Annotated in this window: 15 protein-coding genes and 2 tRNA genes; 4 read left to right on the forward strand and 13 right to left on the reverse strand. The window is 71.7% G+C overall.

The features are described 5' to 3' along the window. Positions 1–22: 22 nt before the first annotated feature. The 6 genes from ACZ4Z1_RS01610 to ACZ4Z1_RS01635 form a co-directional block, all read right to left on the reverse strand. Entirely contained in the window at positions 23–1,231 is a 1,209-nt protein-coding gene (locus ACZ4Z1_RS01610; protein ID WP_468484561.1) for a YVTN family beta-propeller repeat protein, read from the reverse strand. Beyond that, positions 1,231–2,052, reverse strand: coding sequence for a polysaccharide deacetylase family protein (locus tag ACZ4Z1_RS01615; RefSeq protein WP_468484562.1), 822 nt, complete (start codon positions 2,050–2,052; stop codon positions 1,231–1,233). The genes ACZ4Z1_RS01610 and ACZ4Z1_RS01615 overlap by 1 nt, the downstream gene beginning before the upstream one ends. 87 nt (positions 2,053–2,139) lie before the next feature. Further along, positions 2,140–2,697 (reverse strand): HIT family protein, encoded by a 558-nt coding sequence (locus tag ACZ4Z1_RS01620; protein WP_468484563.1) that lies wholly within the window; start codon positions 2,695–2,697, stop codon positions 2,140–2,142. An 84-nt stretch (positions 2,698–2,781) separates the two neighbouring features. Further along, positions 2,782–4,761 carry a threonine--tRNA ligase gene (gene thrS / locus ACZ4Z1_RS01625; protein ID WP_468484564.1) on the reverse strand — a complete coding sequence of 660 codons (1,980 nt, stop codon included), beginning with the start codon at positions 4,759–4,761 and terminating at the stop codon, positions 2,782–2,784. A gap of 292 nt (positions 4,762–5,053) precedes the next feature. Beyond that, complete coding sequence (locus tag ACZ4Z1_RS01630; protein ID WP_468484565.1) at positions 5,054–6,244, reverse strand: hypothetical protein; 1,191 nt, start codon at positions 6,242–6,244, stop codon at positions 5,054–5,056. Then, positions 6,244–6,810: a DUF4365 domain-containing protein gene (locus ACZ4Z1_RS01635; RefSeq protein ID WP_468484566.1), complete on the reverse strand. Its 567-nt coding sequence runs from the start codon at positions 6,808–6,810 to the stop codon at positions 6,244–6,246. The genes ACZ4Z1_RS01630 and ACZ4Z1_RS01635 overlap by 1 nt, the downstream gene beginning before the upstream one ends. 187 nt (positions 6,811–6,997) lie before the next feature. Here ACZ4Z1_RS01635 and ACZ4Z1_RS01640 point away from each other — a divergent pair, with 187 nt between their 5' ends. Further along, complete coding sequence (locus tag ACZ4Z1_RS01640) at positions 6,998–7,723, forward strand: exonuclease domain-containing protein (protein ID WP_468484567.1); 726 nt, start codon at positions 6,998–7,000, stop codon at positions 7,721–7,723. Between the two features lie 90 nt (positions 7,724–7,813). Here ACZ4Z1_RS01640 and ACZ4Z1_RS01645 read toward each other — a convergent pair. From ACZ4Z1_RS01645 to ACZ4Z1_RS01660, 4 genes are all read right to left on the reverse strand, one after another. Continuing rightward, a tRNA-Val gene (locus ACZ4Z1_RS01645) sits at positions 7,814–7,885 on the reverse strand. A gap of 143 nt (positions 7,886–8,028) precedes the next feature. Continuing rightward, positions 8,029–8,490: an SRPBCC family protein gene (locus tag ACZ4Z1_RS01650; protein ID WP_468484568.1), complete on the reverse strand. Its 462-nt coding sequence runs from the start codon at positions 8,488–8,490 to the stop codon at positions 8,029–8,031. Positions 8,491–8,576: 86 nt separating this feature from the next. Next, positions 8,577–8,648 (reverse strand) — tRNA-Val (locus ACZ4Z1_RS01655). A gap of 74 nt (positions 8,649–8,722) precedes the next feature. Beyond that, complete coding sequence (locus tag ACZ4Z1_RS01660; protein ID WP_468484569.1) at positions 8,723–9,190, reverse strand: TIGR02611 family protein; 468 nt, start codon at positions 9,188–9,190, stop codon at positions 8,723–8,725. Positions 9,191–9,380: 190 nt separating this feature from the next. Between ACZ4Z1_RS01660 and ACZ4Z1_RS01665 the strand changes: the two genes are divergently transcribed. Both ACZ4Z1_RS01665 and ACZ4Z1_RS01670 read left to right on the forward strand, forming a co-directional pair. After that, the gene (locus ACZ4Z1_RS01665; RefSeq protein ID WP_003987206.1) at positions 9,381–9,794 is read left to right on the forward strand and encodes an SsgA family sporulation/cell division regulator; all 414 of its coding nucleotides are present in this window, start codon (positions 9,381–9,383) and stop codon (positions 9,792–9,794) included. A 236-nt stretch (positions 9,795–10,030) separates the two neighbouring features. Then, the gene (locus tag ACZ4Z1_RS01670) at positions 10,031–10,597 is read left to right on the forward strand and encodes a CGNR zinc finger domain-containing protein (protein WP_468484570.1); all 567 of its coding nucleotides are present in this window, start codon (positions 10,031–10,033) and stop codon (positions 10,595–10,597) included. 30 nt (positions 10,598–10,627) lie between these two features. Here ACZ4Z1_RS01670 and ACZ4Z1_RS01675 read toward each other — a convergent pair whose 3' ends face one another. Together ACZ4Z1_RS01675 and ACZ4Z1_RS01680 are read right to left on the reverse strand one after the other, a co-directional pair. Continuing rightward, positions 10,628–10,801 (reverse strand): hypothetical protein, encoded by a 174-nt coding sequence (locus tag ACZ4Z1_RS01675; protein WP_468484571.1) that lies wholly within the window; start codon positions 10,799–10,801, stop codon positions 10,628–10,630. Positions 10,802–11,019: 218 nt separating this feature from the next. After that, positions 11,020–11,490 carry a hypothetical protein gene (locus ACZ4Z1_RS01680; RefSeq protein WP_468484572.1) on the reverse strand — a complete coding sequence of 157 codons (471 nt, stop codon included), beginning with the start codon at positions 11,488–11,490 and terminating at the stop codon, positions 11,020–11,022. A gap of 227 nt (positions 11,491–11,717) precedes the next feature. Between ACZ4Z1_RS01680 and ACZ4Z1_RS01685 the strand changes: the two genes are divergently transcribed. Then, a complete protein-coding gene (locus ACZ4Z1_RS01685; protein ID WP_468484573.1) occupies positions 11,718–12,242 on the forward strand; it encodes a DsbA family protein in 525 nt (174 codons plus the stop codon). 34 nt (positions 12,243–12,276) lie between these two features. Here the strand turns inward: ACZ4Z1_RS01685 and ACZ4Z1_RS01690 are convergent, their stop codons facing one another. Further along, complete coding sequence (locus tag ACZ4Z1_RS01690; protein WP_468484574.1) at positions 12,277–13,107, reverse strand: GNAT family N-acetyltransferase; 831 nt, start codon at positions 13,105–13,107, stop codon at positions 12,277–12,279. Between the last annotated feature and the right edge of the window lie 24 nt (positions 13,108–13,131).

A 13,131-nucleotide genomic window follows, 5' to 3' on the forward strand; every position in this document is an offset into this window, starting at 1 on the left:
GGACCCGCCGTACGCTGACCGCCTACCGGAAGATCCCCGTATGCCCCAGTGAGTACCGCCCCGGCTGCGGGTAGACCGCCAGGCCGTGCGGGCCCTCGCCCACCGGGATCTTGGCGAGGGTCTTCCCGGTCCTGGTGTCCATCGCGTAGACCTCGGAGTTGTAGCGGCCGGACAGCCACAGCACGTTGCCGTCGGCGGACACCCCGCCCATGTCCGGGCTGCCGCCGCCGGGGATGTGCCACTTGTCCACGAGCTTGCCGCTCTTGAAGTCGAGCAGGGACACCGAGCCCTCGCCCCGGTTGGAGATGTACATCTTCCTGGAGTCGCGGCTGACGTAGAGGCCGTGGGTGCCCTTGCCGGTCGGCATCAGCTTCGGCTCCTCGAAGGTGTCGCCGTCCAGCACCCACATGCCGTCGGCCATCATGTCCGCGACGTACCAGGTCCTGCCGTCCGGTGACATCTTGACGTCCTGCGGCATGGCGCCCCGGAACGGCAGTTTCCGCTGGCCGATCACCTTCATCTTCTCGGTGTCGACCTTCAGCAGTTCGCCCGAGAACTCGCAGGAGACGATGAAGTACTTCCCGTCCACCGAGAAGTCCGCGTGGTTGACGCCCGCGCAGGTGACCGGGACGGTCTTGCGCACCTCCATCGTCTTCGGGTCGCGGAAGACCAGTTCCTTGTCCATGGAGGCCATCACGACCGCGTACCTGCCGTTCGGCGTGAAGTACAGGTTGTACGGGTCGTGCACGTCCACCGGCTTGCCGGACCTGCCGTTCGCCGGGTTGATCGGCGTCAGGTCGTGGCCGCGGTTGTTGTTCACCCACAGCGTCTTCATGTCCCACGACGGGACGACGTGCTGCGGCTGCACGCCCACCGGGATGGTCTCGATGACCTTGTACGTCTTCGGGTCGATGACGCTGACCGTGTCCGAGCCGGTGTTGGGCACGTACACGCGCGACGGGAAGTCCTTGACCTGCGGCGCGAGCTTGTTGGGGCGGTCCGCCGCGTACACGTCGTGCTCGTCCAGCGGCGGCGGCATGCCCGGCAGCAGCGACGTGGCGGCCTTCGCGGGGGAGGCCGGGGTCGATGCCCCGGGGCTGCCGCCGGCGGCCTTCGTCCCGCTGCCGCCGCCGCACCCCGCCGCCACCAGTGCGCAGGCGACGGCCAGCAGCGCGGCCCGCCGGCCGGTACGGGCACGATTTTGATCGTGGAGGGGGGTCCGGTCAGCCATCAGGTCACAAGCTCCGTTGTCGTCACCGCGCGCAGTCCGCGCCGGTGCAGGCCGTCGAGGATCGGGGGCAGCGCGGCAACCGTGCCGGTGTGCCCGAGGTGGAGGCTCACAATGGATCCCGCGCGTGCCCGGTCCAGCACGGTGCGCTGGACGGCGGGGGCGCCGGGGTCGTCCGCGTCGAGGGAGTCGACGTCGTAGGAGAGGACGTGCGGGTATCCGGCCTTACGGGCCAGCCGGGTCACCAGTTCGGTGGCGTACCGCGTACGGGAGGGGCGGAACCAGCTGCCGATCGTGCCGGTCAGCTTGCGCAGCCGGTCGGCGCACCCGCTGATCTCGGCGTACGCCTGGTCCGCCGGGAGCGCGCAGATGTCGAGGTGGCGCTGGGTGTGATTGCCCAGTTCGTGACCGCCGTCGAGGATGCGGCGGGCCATCCGCGGCTGCTCGTCGAGCCAGCTGCCGACGGCCAGTACGGTCACCCGGGCGCCGGCTCGCTCGGCCTCGCCGAGCAGGGCGGCGGCCGTCTTCGCGTCGCCCTGGCCGTGGAAGGTGAGGGCGACGGCGTTGCCGCGCGGGGGGCCGTGCTGGATCTGTACGGGCAGGCCGGGGACACGGGTCGGCGGGCGGGCGGCCCGGGCGGCGCCCGAGGCGGCCGTCCCGGAGGGGCGCCCCGGTCCGGGCGGGCCGGTCCCGTCTGTCGGCGGGGAGCCGGAGGCCCGTACGGAGGCGGTGTCCGTACGGGCCGTCGCGCACCCCGGCGCGAGCGCACCGGCGGCCGCGGCCGAGGCGGCGCGCAGCACGGAGCGACGATGCAGGGAAGTCACCCCACCATTAGAGGGCAACACGTCCGCATTTGTCGCTTTGTCGGATTTACCGCGGCGCGTGTCTCGGCCGGCGCTGCGGCGTCCGGGCTACTGCGGCCAGGCGTCGGCCAGCATCGTCCGGGTGTCGGCCAGCAACTGCGGAAGCACCTTCGTCTGGCCCACCACGGGCATGAAGTTGGTGTCCCCGCCCCACCGCGGCACGACGTGCTGGTGCAGATGGGCGGCGATACCGGCACCGGCCACGGCGCCCTGGTTGAGGCCGATGTTGAAGCCGTGCGCTCCGGAGGCGGCCCGCAGCGTGCTCATCGCCCGCTTGGTGAACTCGGCCAGCTCCAGGGTCTCGTCCCGGTCCAGCTCGGTGTAGTCCGCCACGTGGCGGTACGGGACCGACATCAGGTGGCCGCCGTTGTACGGGTAGAGGTTGAGCACCGCGTACACGTGCTCGCCGCGGGCGATCACCAGCCCGTCCTCGTCCGACTTGGCCGGAATCGTGCAGAAGGGGCAGCCGTCCTCGGCGCCCGGTCCGGACGGTTTGTTCTCCCCCTGGATGTACGCCATCCGGTGGGGCGTCCACAGTCGCTGGAAGGCGTCCTGTGTCCCGACTCCGATCTGCTGCTCCGGCTCACTCGTCATGCGGGCCAGCATATTCCCCGGTCGCGCGGGCACGCGGCGAGGGGCGGCCCCCGTCCGGGACCGCCCCTCGTGCGCCCCGCGCGAGCGGGGCCCGTCTCACACCTGGATCCGGCGCTCCACCGCGTCCAGGATCTCGGCGATCGCCTGTGCCTTCGGGATGCCGTTCTTCTGCGACCCGTCGCGGTAGCGGAAGGACACCGCGCCGTTGGCCACGTCCTCGTCACCCGCGATGATCATGTACGGCACCTTGCTGCGCTGCGCGTTCCTGATCTTCTTCTGCATCCGGTCCGAGGAGGCGTCCACATCGATGCGCAGGCCCTTCTTCTTGGCCTCGGCCGCGAACTCCTGGAGGTACGGCACGTGGTCGTCACCGATCGGGATGCCGGTGGCCTGCACGGGGGCCAGCCACACCGGGAACGCTCCCGCGTAGTGCTCCAGCAGCACCGCGAAGAACCGCTCGATGGAGCCGAAGAGGGCTCGGTGGATCATGACCGGGCGCTGCTTGGAACCGTCCGGCGCGGTGTACTCCAGGTCGAAGCGCTCCGGCAGGTTGAAGTCCAGCTGGACGGTCGACATCTGCCAGGTGCGGCCGATGGCGTCCTTGGTCTGCACCGAGATCTTCGGGCCGTAGAACGCGGCGCCGCCCGGGTCAGGGACCAGCGGCAGCCCCTGCTTCTCGGCGACCTTGCGCAGCGTCTCGGTGGCCTCTTCCCAGACCTCGTCCGAGCCGACGAACTTCTCCGGGTCCTTGGTGGACAGCTCCAGGTAGAAGTCGGTCAGGCCGTAGTCGCGCAGCAGGTCCAGGACGAAGGTGAGCGTGGCGTCCAGCTCGTCGGCCATCTGCTCCTTGGTGCAGTAGATGTGCGCGTCGTCCTGGGTGAAGCCGCGGGCCCGGGTCAGGCCGTGCACCACGCCCGACTTCTCGTACCGGTACACGGTCCCGAACTCGAACAGACGCAGCGGCAGTTCGCGGTACGAGCGGCCGCGCGCGTCGAAGATCAGGTTGTGCATCGGGCAGTTCATGGGCTTGAGGTAGTAGTCCACGCCCTCGTCGAGCTGCATGGGCGGGTACATCCCGTCGGCGTACCAGTCCAGGTGGCCCGACTTCTCGAACAGCTTCCCCTTGGTGGCGTGCGGGGTGTAGACGAACTCGTAGTCCGCCTCCTCGTGGCGCCGCCGCGAGTAGTCCTCCATGACCCGGCGGATGATGCCGCCCTTGGGGTGGAAGACCGCCAGGCCCGAGCCGATGTCCTCCGGAATGGAGAACAGATCCAGCTCCGCCCCCAGCTTCCGGTGATCGCGCTTCTCCGCCTCGGCCAGGAACTCCAGGTATGCCTTGAGCTCGTCCTTGGTCGGCCACGCGGTGCCGTAGATGCGCTGGAGCTGCTTGTTCTTCTCGCTGCCGCGCCAGTACGCGGCGGCCGAGCGCATCAGCTTGAAGGCGGGGATGACCCGGGTGCTGGGCAGGTGCGGGCCGCGGCACAGGTCCTTCCAGCACAGGTCGCCGCTCTTGGCGTCGAGGTTGTCGTAGATGGTCAGCTCGCCGGCGCCGACCTCGGCGGACGCGCCCTCGGCGGCCTCCGCGGCGGAGCCCTTGAGGCCGATCAGCTCCAGCTTGTACGGCTCGCCTGCCAGCTCGGCGCGGGCGTCGTCGTCGCTCACCGCGCGTCGGGCGAACTTCTGCCCGCGCTTCTGGATCTCCTGCATCTTCTTCTCGATGCGCTTGAGGTCCTCGGGGGTGAACGGAGTCTCGACGTCGAAGTCGTAGTAGAAGCCGTCCTTGATGGGCGGGCCGATGCCCAGCTTCGCCTCCGGGAACAGCTCCTGCACGGCCTGCGCCATCACGTGCGCGGTGGAGTGGCGCAGGATGTTCAGACCGTCCTCGCTGGCGATGTCGACGGGCTCGACCTCGTCGCCCTCGGCGAGCTCGTACGCCAGGTCCTTGAGCTGCCCGGCGACGCGGGCGGCGACGACGGAGCGCTCCCCCTGGAAGAGGTCGGCGGCCGTAGCGCCCGTGGTCACCACGCGTTCTTCCCGCTCGGAATCGCGTTGGATGGTCACACGGACGTCTGACACCGGTCTCTCCTGACTTCTCGGGCGCGTCAGCGATTTTGCTGCGCAGGCGAATCGTACCGAGCGACCGGCGTTCCTCGCGAAACGGTTATGGCGGCCGGCGTCGGGGCGCGCTTCTTGAGGACCGCGTCGCGGTGCGCGCCTCTGGCGCGGTGGGGGCGGGTAGGGGGTGCGCGCTTCCCGCGATGGGTCCGGCGGGTGGGGGCTCGGGGCCCCTGCGCGCCCTGCCCCGGTACCTACCTATGCGAGCCGCGCGACAGCGCAACCCTCGCGCGAAGCGCGAGACCCGCACCCGTCACTCCCCCGGCAACGGCCCCCCACACGCCTCCTCAAAGAAGTCCAGATTCTCCTGGAGCGATTTCAGCAGCCGGTCCCGCTCCGCCTCGTCCACCTGGACGGGGGTGACGTCCGCCGCGCCGGTGATGCGGCGGAAGCCGCCCCGGCTCTCCAGCCGCCCGCTGACCCGAATCGGCAGCCCCACCAGATGCGCATGCCCCGCGATCCGGTAGTCCTCCTCGTCCAGCGCGACCCGCACCTGGAGCACGTCGGCCCCGGACAGCACCCGCAGCCGTGCCACGCCGGGGCCGCCGGGCCGCTCGCGCCGCAGCCGTACCACCGCGCCGGTCACCCGTACCGGCAGCGACGGCTCGTCGCGGACGTAGCGCTGGGCGGCCTGCTGGAGTGCGGGCAGGTCGCCGGGCGAGAACTCGACCGGTTCGGGCCGGGCCGCGAAGCCGGGCGGCGGGCCCGCCCCCGGTGACCACTCCACGGAGATCCGTACCCCCTCCGCGTCCCGCACCAGCGAGATCAGCGCCTCCGCCAGCTCGTGGCAGACGCCCAGCTCCACGGCGGCGTCGAACGCCTCCATGCCACCGGTCGCCCGCTGGTAGTCGGTGGCGTCGCGGGTGGCGTGCAGGGCGCGCTGGAGCCCGGCGACGGCCGCGCGGCCCGCCGCCACCGGCACGTAGGCGGTCAGCCGCCGGCCGGCCGGCGCGGGTCCGACCAGCACGTCCGCCATGAACGCCTCGGCCTTGCGCTTGTGCCGGGCGCCGTAGAAGCCCGCCCGCCCGTAGGTGCCGAGGGCGCCGGCCATCAGCATCGAGCGCGCCGCCGTACGCAGCTGCTCCTGGGCGACCCACGGCGTGCCGCCGATGCCGTCCTCGGGGACCTCGCGTTCCCAGCGCACCTCGTCGCTGGGCACCGCGAGCGCCGCCAGGACCTCGCGCGCGGACGGCGCGGCGCTGTGCGCGAGGGCGGCCAGCGCCTCCGCGATCAGGTCGGTGCTGTCCGGGAACGTCCGGGTCTGCGGTACGAGCAGGCTGGTCCCCCCGGCGGCACCGCCGGGCGGTGTCCAGCGGGCGTAGTGGCCGGCGGCGCCTCCCCGCCGCCGCCAGCCGTGCCGCGCCAGCAGGGCGCCGAGCACCGCCGGATCCAGCTGCGCCGGGTCCGGAAGCCGGAATGCGTAATCGTCGGTCGGCCGGTGCATCAGGGTCTCCCTCCCGCCCCGACCCGCGTCATGATCTCGCAGAGCGCGCGGTCGTCGAAGATCCGCGTGGTCGGGATCCGCACGTTGGTCCTGCGCCGGCCGGTCACCTCGTGGCCGGCCAGGTTGATCCAGTAGCAGCTGTGCCGCAGTTCGAGCCGGTCGTGGTCCGCCCGCAGCCAGTCTTCCTGGGTCCGCGGCACCAGCATCACGACCAGGATCTTGTGCACCGCCACGGGCGTACGCGCGAGCTTGACCAGGTGCGCGTTGTCCAGGGTGAAGGCGAAGCTGGCACCCGGCGGCCGGGGGCCGACCTGGTACGTGCACTTCAACTGCACCTTGATGGTCACTTCGTCGTCGACGGCATGGCCGGGCGCGCCGTGGCTGACGTGCCAGTCGATGCCGTTGTCCGGGAAGGGCTGGGCCAGCGAGCAGCCCGACGCGGCGGCCACCGCGTGAAGATAGCCCACCTGGAGCGTCTCCATACAGGCCGTGGTGGCGATCGCGCCGCGCAGCGAAGCCGTGTGCGCGGGCACCGGTCCCCCCGGGTCGGGCTGCGCGAGCGTCATCGCTCAAGTGCCTTCCGGGCCGGGTCGTTCGAAGGGGCCGCCCCCGTGGCGACGGCCCGTTGTGATGTTCTTGTCCGCCCCAAGTGGTCAACAAACCAGGACGGTTCGGCAACCGGAAGCCTCGGGTATCACCTGGTCGGGTGGGCGCGTCGGCCCACCCGCCGCACGAGCGCGAGGAGTTGTGAACATGCCGTGCTGGTACGACGGTCCGCTGGCCTCCTTCGACACCGAGACGACCGGGATCGACGTGGAGCGAGATCGCATCGTGTCCGCCGCCCTGGTCGTCCAGGAAACCCCGCGCAGTGTGCCCCGCGTCACCCGGTGGCTGGTCAACCCGGGTGTGCCGATCCCCGAAGCGGCCACCGCCGTGCACGGCCTGACGGCCGAACACCTGGCGCTGTACGGCCGCTGGCCCTCGCCGGTCATGGAGGAGATGGCCCGCGCGCTGACCGACCAGTCGCTCGCCGGACGGCCGTTGATCGTGATGAACGCGCCGTTCGACCTGACGCTGCTCGACCGTGAGCTGCGGCGCCACCGCGCCGCCTCGCTCACCCACTACCTGGGCGCCCACCCGCTGTCCGTGCTGGACCCGCGGGTGCTGGACAAGCACCTGGACCGTTACCGCAAGGGCCGCCGTACGCTCACGGACCTGTGCGCGGAGTACGGGGTCGAGCTGGCCGGCGCCCATGAGGCCGCCGCGGACGCGCTCGCCGCGCTCCAGGTCGTACGGGCACTGGGCCGGCGGTACGCCGAGCGGCTGGAGTCGCTGAGCCCGGCGCAGCTGCACACCCGGCAGGCGGTGTGGCACGCGGCGCAGGCGCGCGGCCTGGAGGCGTGGTTCGCGCGCAACGGCACGGAGGAGGCGGTGGATCCGCACTGGCCGATGCGCCCGGAGCTCCCGGCCGCCGCCTGAGCGGCGACGCGTACGGCAGGGCCGGGCCGGCTTGGGTACGCCAACGCCGAGGGCCGGGCTGCCTGTTGGCAGCCCGGCCCTCGGTCCCGGTGGGCGATACTGGGTTCGAACCAGTGACCTCTTCGGTGTGAACGAAGCGCTCTCCCACTGAGCTAATCGCCCGGGTCTTTTCCGTTCCCGGGTTCCCCCCGCGAACGACCTGAACAATACAGGCCGTCGCGCCTTTCCATCAAATTCCCGGCCCGCGCATTTGCGTTCCCGTCTCCGGGCGCGCCCCCGGCGGCCGGGCCGGGCCCGGTCGCGGATCACCTGCGGGCCAGCCGGGAGGCCAGCCCCCGGCGTCCGGCACGCATCATCAGCGTGTGGTTGGCGAGGAAGAACGGCCGCCCCGGCAGCGCGAGCCGGCGCAGCGACGGCTTGCGCACCTCGACCTCCTGCTCGAAGACGGCACGCGTCCCGCGGCCGGCCGCGCCGACCGTCCAGCGCGCGAAGCCCTCCAGGTCGCCGCGCATCGCTATCTCCAGGACGCCGGTGCCCGGGTCGCGGCAGGTCTCGGTGGCGGTGACGGTGAGGACGTACGGGAGTAGGGACCGGAAGCTGGCGGTGCCGCTGCGCTCGCCGACGCGGGTCACCCGGCGCACTTGGGGCCACCACTGCGGATACGTTTCCGCATCCTCCAGGACGGCGAAGACCGCCGGAGGCGGCGCGGCCAGCCGCCACTCACTGCGGAAGCGGTACCGGTGCAGGACGTGCTGCCAGTCGGTCATGGCCCCAGTCTGCCGCCCCGGCGGCGGCGCGAGACCGGAAACGACGACGGCCCGGAGGTCTGGAACCTCCGGGCCGTCGTCCGGTGTGGGCGATACTGGGTTCGAACCAGTGACCTCTTCGGTGTGAACGAAGCGCTCTCCCGCTGAGCTAATCGCCCGGGCGCAGAGAGAACATTACCGCACGTCGGAGGGGTCTCGTCACCACCTGCGAGGGCGGGCCGCCGGGCGTGCCTCACTCACCGGTGTTCCATGGCAGCACGAAGCCGAACTTCCACAGGTAGACGGCCAGCCCGGCCACGATGATCACGGCACCGATACTGGTCAGAATGATGTTGCGGCGCCGCACCTTCGGATCCAGGGCCTTCTGCGTGGCCTCGGTGACCTTGCGCTTGGTCCAGCGCAGCACCAGCTGCGCCCAGACGAACTCGGTCGCCCAGATCGCCATGCCCGCGAAGATCACCAGCCAGCCCGGCCCGGGCAGCGGCAGCATGATGATCCCGCCGACGACCACGGCGAGGCCGACGATGAAGATGCCGACCTGCCAGCTCAGATGCAGGGGCCGGGAGCGCTTGATGAAGTGCGGCGCCCGGGAACCGAGTCGCTGTTCCACCTTCGCAGTCTCTCCCGCGGCGCCCTCTTGCGCAGCCGGGGCCGCCGCCGCGGCGGTGACCCCCACTCCCCCGTCACTCTCCGTATTCATACGGCCCAACCTACCCGACGGAAGACGGTCACCGGAATGGCCGCTGAGGAGGATTGGCAACTCCGCCGTAAGAGGTACCGGAAGTCACCCAAAACCCTCAGAGGGGTTTACAACGGCACCGTAGGTGGCATGTCGATTTCGCCGACGTGCGAATCCCCGAGCGCACACTGAGCGAAAGGCCCTGGCGCTTATGAACACCACGGTCAGCTGCGAGCTGCACCTGCGCCTCGTTGTGTCGAGCGAGTCGTCACTGCCTGTACCCGCGGGCCTGCGGTATGACACGGCCGATCCCTATGCCGTGCACGCGACCTTCCACACCGGAGCCGAGGAAACCGTCGAGTGGGTCTTCGCCCGCGACCTCCTCGCCGAGGGCCTGCACCGGCCCACGGGCACCGGAGACGTCCGCGTATGGCCGTCCCGGAGCCACGGACAGGGTGTTGTCTGCATCGCCCTGAGCTCCCCGGAAGGCGAGGCCCTTCTGGAGGCCCCGGCGCGGGCCCTGGAGTCGTTCCTCAAGAGGACCGATGCGGCGGTTCCACCAGGTACGGAGCACCGGCACTTCGATCTCGACACGGAGCTCTCCCACATCCTCGCGGAGAACTGAAAGGCGGCGCAGCAGCCCATCGCAGCCATCCACCGCACCGAACCGCTCACACCTGCACCGTCCGACTCGGGGCGACGGAACAGGCCCGACAAGTTCATACGGCACGAGCCGGCGCCGTCGCCGCGGACCCACCGCGGGGACGGCGCCGAGGCTTGTTGGACGCGCTAGAGTCGGCGACCATTCGGCAAGGACACCGGGGCGGCGACGTCCGCCCCACCCGGCCAGGGAGCGAAACCGTGATGATCACCCACGACACCCGGTGCGCGCTCGACGCGGTCGTCGACCTGTTGAACACCGCCCCGGAGGGCGAGGCCCCCGGCGCCACCGACAGCCTGACCGACCTCGCGGCGCTCCAGGCGTTCGTCACGCGTAACGCGATCAGCGACGTGGGCACGCTCGCCGACCGCGACCTGGCCTCCGTACGGGCCGTACGGGCGCGGTTCGCCGAGGTCTTCGCGGCGCCGGACGACCGTACGGCGGCCGAGCGGCTCAACGACCTGGTCGCGGCGGCCGGCACCACGCCGCGGCTGACCGACCACGACGGTTACGACTGGCACGTGCACTACTTCGCGCCGGGCGCCTCGGTCGCCGAGCACCTGGCGGCGGACGGCGGCATGGCGCTGGCCTTCCTGGTGGTCGCCGGGGAGCGGGAACGGCTGCGGCACTGCGAGGCGCCGGACTGCCGGTTCGCCTTCGTGGACCTCTCCCGCAACCGCTCGCGCCGCTACTGCGACAGCCGTACCTGCGGCAACCGGCTGCACGTCGCCGCGTACCGGGCACGCCGCCGCGAAGCCACCCGCTGACGGTACGGCTCATCGCCGCCCCGGCCGGCCTCACAGCAGGAGGAGGTCGTGCAGGGCGCCGATGAGCAGGAGGACGGCGATGACGGTGAGGAAGAGCATCAGCGGCGGCTGGGACAACGCGAAAAGGCAGCCACGCGGTTCGGGAGCGGGAGGGTCCGCCGCTGTGACGGCGGGGTCCCGGGGAAGGGCGCACTCGTCGTTCATCTCTCGCCGATGATGGCGTAAGCGATCACGCGGAAAAGCCCGGATCACCCTTCAGCGACGGGAGTTCATCAGATCCCGTGCACTTCCGTGATCGCTACGGTGTCCGAGAAGTCACCCGCGCGGGCCGCGGGGCACCCGCCGTACAGCACCTCCGGCGGCCGCCCCCGCCGGGCGCTCGGCTGCCGTCTTTCACACCCCCGCGCTCCTTTCGGATGCCGTCAGATGCCGTGCTTCTTCAGGATGGCCTCGATGTCGGAGAAATCCTCCTCCGGCGCGCCGCCCTTGCTCCGGCCCTTGGGCTGTGCCTGGGGCGCCGGCTGCCCGGCCCGTGCGCCCGCGCCGAGCGACGGTGTGGAGGCCTTCGGTGCCACCGCCGCGGTCCCCTGCTGCCGGGCCGCGGCCCGGCGCTCCTTGCGGCTGCCGCCGGCCTTGAGGCTGTGCCGTTCGGCCAGCCTCGCGATCATGAACAGTACGACGGACAGGGCCAGCACCCCGAAGCCCGCCCAGACGACGGGCTTGAAGACCACGCCGGTGAGCCAGTCGATCACGCCGGTCATCGCCAGGCCCACGGGGACCAGGGAGACCGCCGCGATACGGGTGGCGGCCAGGAAGCGCTTGCGGTAGGCGGTCAGCGCGGCGATGCCCAGGCCCGCCACCGACACCACGGTACAGACGGTCGAGCTCAGCATCCCGGTCCTCCTGCCGATCGTTTGCTTCGGACGTCGCACTGTGCGGGCAGCCGTCGGCCCGGTCGCGTGGAGCGGCCGCGACGCCCTCTTGTCCCGTTCTGCCTCCATCCTGCCTCCTCACAGGCGCCCGGTGCCACGGTCCGGGGCAGGCTCAGGGACATCTCGGGGTCCGGCTCCTCCGCAGGTGCCGGTTCGGCCGGGATGCCGCGGGCTGGGAGACTGGGCGTATGAACGACGCCACGACCTCCGGTTCCGCCCGCCCCGTCGTCCTCGACGTGTGGTGCGAGCTGCAGTGCCCGGACTGCACCACCGCGCTCGACGACCTGCGGGCCCTGCGCGAGCGCTTCGGGGACCGGCTGGACATCCGGCTGCGCCACTTCCCGCTGGCCAAGCACAAGCACGCCTACGCCGCGGCCCAGGCCGCCGAGGAGGCCGCGGAACAGGGCACGGCCTGGCCGTACGTGGAAGCCGTCCTGGCCCGTACGGAGGAGCTGGGCACCCAGGGCGAGCAGCTGCTGCTCTCGGTGGCCGGTGAACTCGGCCTGGACGCGGAGGAGATGGACACCGCCCTCATCGACGGCCGGCACCTGCTCGCCGTCGACGCGGACCAGGCGGAGGGCAAGGCGATCGGGGTGACCGGCACGCCCACGTATGCGATCGGCGGGGAGCTGCTGGACGGCAGCAAGAGCCAGGACGGTCTGCGCGAGCGCATCGCGGAGATCGCCGGCCGGCTGCTGGCCGAGCAGGCCTGACGCGGCGGTCCGCCCGGGCGGGCGGACCGTCCGTTCAGAGCAGGAGTTTGTGCAGGGAGTACTCGGTCGGCCGGTAGCCCAGGGTCTCGTAGAGGCCGCGGGCCCGCGGGTTGTCCACGAAGACGTTGAGCGCCAGGACGGTGCGTCCCGCTTCGAGGGTGTCCCGCTCGGCGACCAGCATGAGCGTACGGCCGTGCCCGTGCCCGCGGTGCTCGGGTGCCACGCGGACGTCCATGACGTAGCCGCCGGGCCGGTCCGGGTGGTACGTCGTGGTCCAGACGGTGCCGACGTCGGTGCCCTCGTGGGTCAGCACGCGCAGCGACTGGTGCGGGGTGGCCGGCCCGTCCGGGAGCAGCGCCGCGTGGTCCTGCGCCGACTTGCGTTCCGCGCGCTCGCGCGGCATCCCGTTGGCCGCCTGGGTCTCGACGTAGTGGGCGTGCGCGGCGGCCAGCCAGGCCGGGTACTCCGCCGCGCCGAGCGGCCGGACGCCGCTGCCCGCGGGGAGCCCGGGCGGCGAGGTCAGCTCCTTGAGCATCCGGCGGCTGTGCTCCGTGTAGCCGAGGGCGGCGGCCAGCTGGAGCGCCGGTGCCGAGGCGGCCGGCACGTCCACCGTGATCCGCCGGCAGCCCCAGCCGCGCAGCACCTCCTCGGCGGCGAGGGCCGCGACGGTGCCGCGGCCGCGGTGCCGGTCGCGTTCGTCGATGTGCAGGTCAGCGATGCGCCCGGCGGACAGGCCCAGCCGGGGGTCGGTCACCAGGCTTATCCGGCCCACCGGGCGGCTGTTGACGCAGACTTCGTACGTACGGGCCCGGCCGCCGTCGGCGCGTCGTTCCTCGGGTCCGGCGGGGCGCAGCGTAGTGGTCACGCTGGCTTTCTACCCGGTTTCGCG

This window comes from Streptomyces sp. NPDC030165, from assembly GCF_055573595.1.

Coding starts and splice junctions, on each gene's coding strand:
- ACZ4Z1_RS01675 (WP_468484571.1), bottom strand. CDS start 10,801: ATGAACGACGAGTGCGCCCTTCCCCGGGACCCCGCCGTCACAGCGGCG.
- ACZ4Z1_RS01640 (WP_468484567.1), top strand. CDS start 6,998: ATGCCGTGCTGGTACGACGGTCCGCTGGCCTCCTTCGACACCGAGACG.
- ACZ4Z1_RS01660 (WP_468484569.1), bottom strand. CDS start 9,190: ATGAATACGGAGAGTGACGGGGGAGTGGGGGTCACCGCCGCGGCGGCG.
- ACZ4Z1_RS01680 (WP_468484572.1), bottom strand. CDS start 11,490: ATGCTGAGCTCGACCGTCTGTACCGTGGTGTCGGTGGCGGGCCTGGGC.
- ACZ4Z1_RS01635 (WP_468484566.1), bottom strand. CDS start 6,810: ATGACGCTCGCGCAGCCCGACCCGGGGGGACCGGTGCCCGCGCACACG.
- ACZ4Z1_RS01620 (WP_468484563.1), bottom strand. CDS start 2,697: ATGCTGGCCCGCATGACGAGTGAGCCGGAGCAGCAGATCGGAGTCGGG.
- ACZ4Z1_RS01610 (WP_468484561.1), bottom strand. CDS start 1,231: ATGGCTGACCGGACCCCCCTCCACGATCAAAATCGTGCCCGTACCGGC.
- ACZ4Z1_RS01650 (WP_468484568.1), bottom strand. CDS start 8,490: ATGACCGACTGGCAGCACGTCCTGCACCGGTACCGCTTCCGCAGTGAG.
- ACZ4Z1_RS01630 (WP_468484565.1), bottom strand. CDS start 6,244: ATGCACCGGCCGACCGACGATTACGCATTCCGGCTTCCGGACCCGGCG.
- ACZ4Z1_RS01685 (WP_468484573.1), top strand. CDS start 11,718: ATGAACGACGCCACGACCTCCGGTTCCGCCCGCCCCGTCGTCCTCGAC.
- ACZ4Z1_RS01665 (WP_003987206.1), top strand. CDS start 9,381: ATGAACACCACGGTCAGCTGCGAGCTGCACCTGCGCCTCGTTGTGTCG.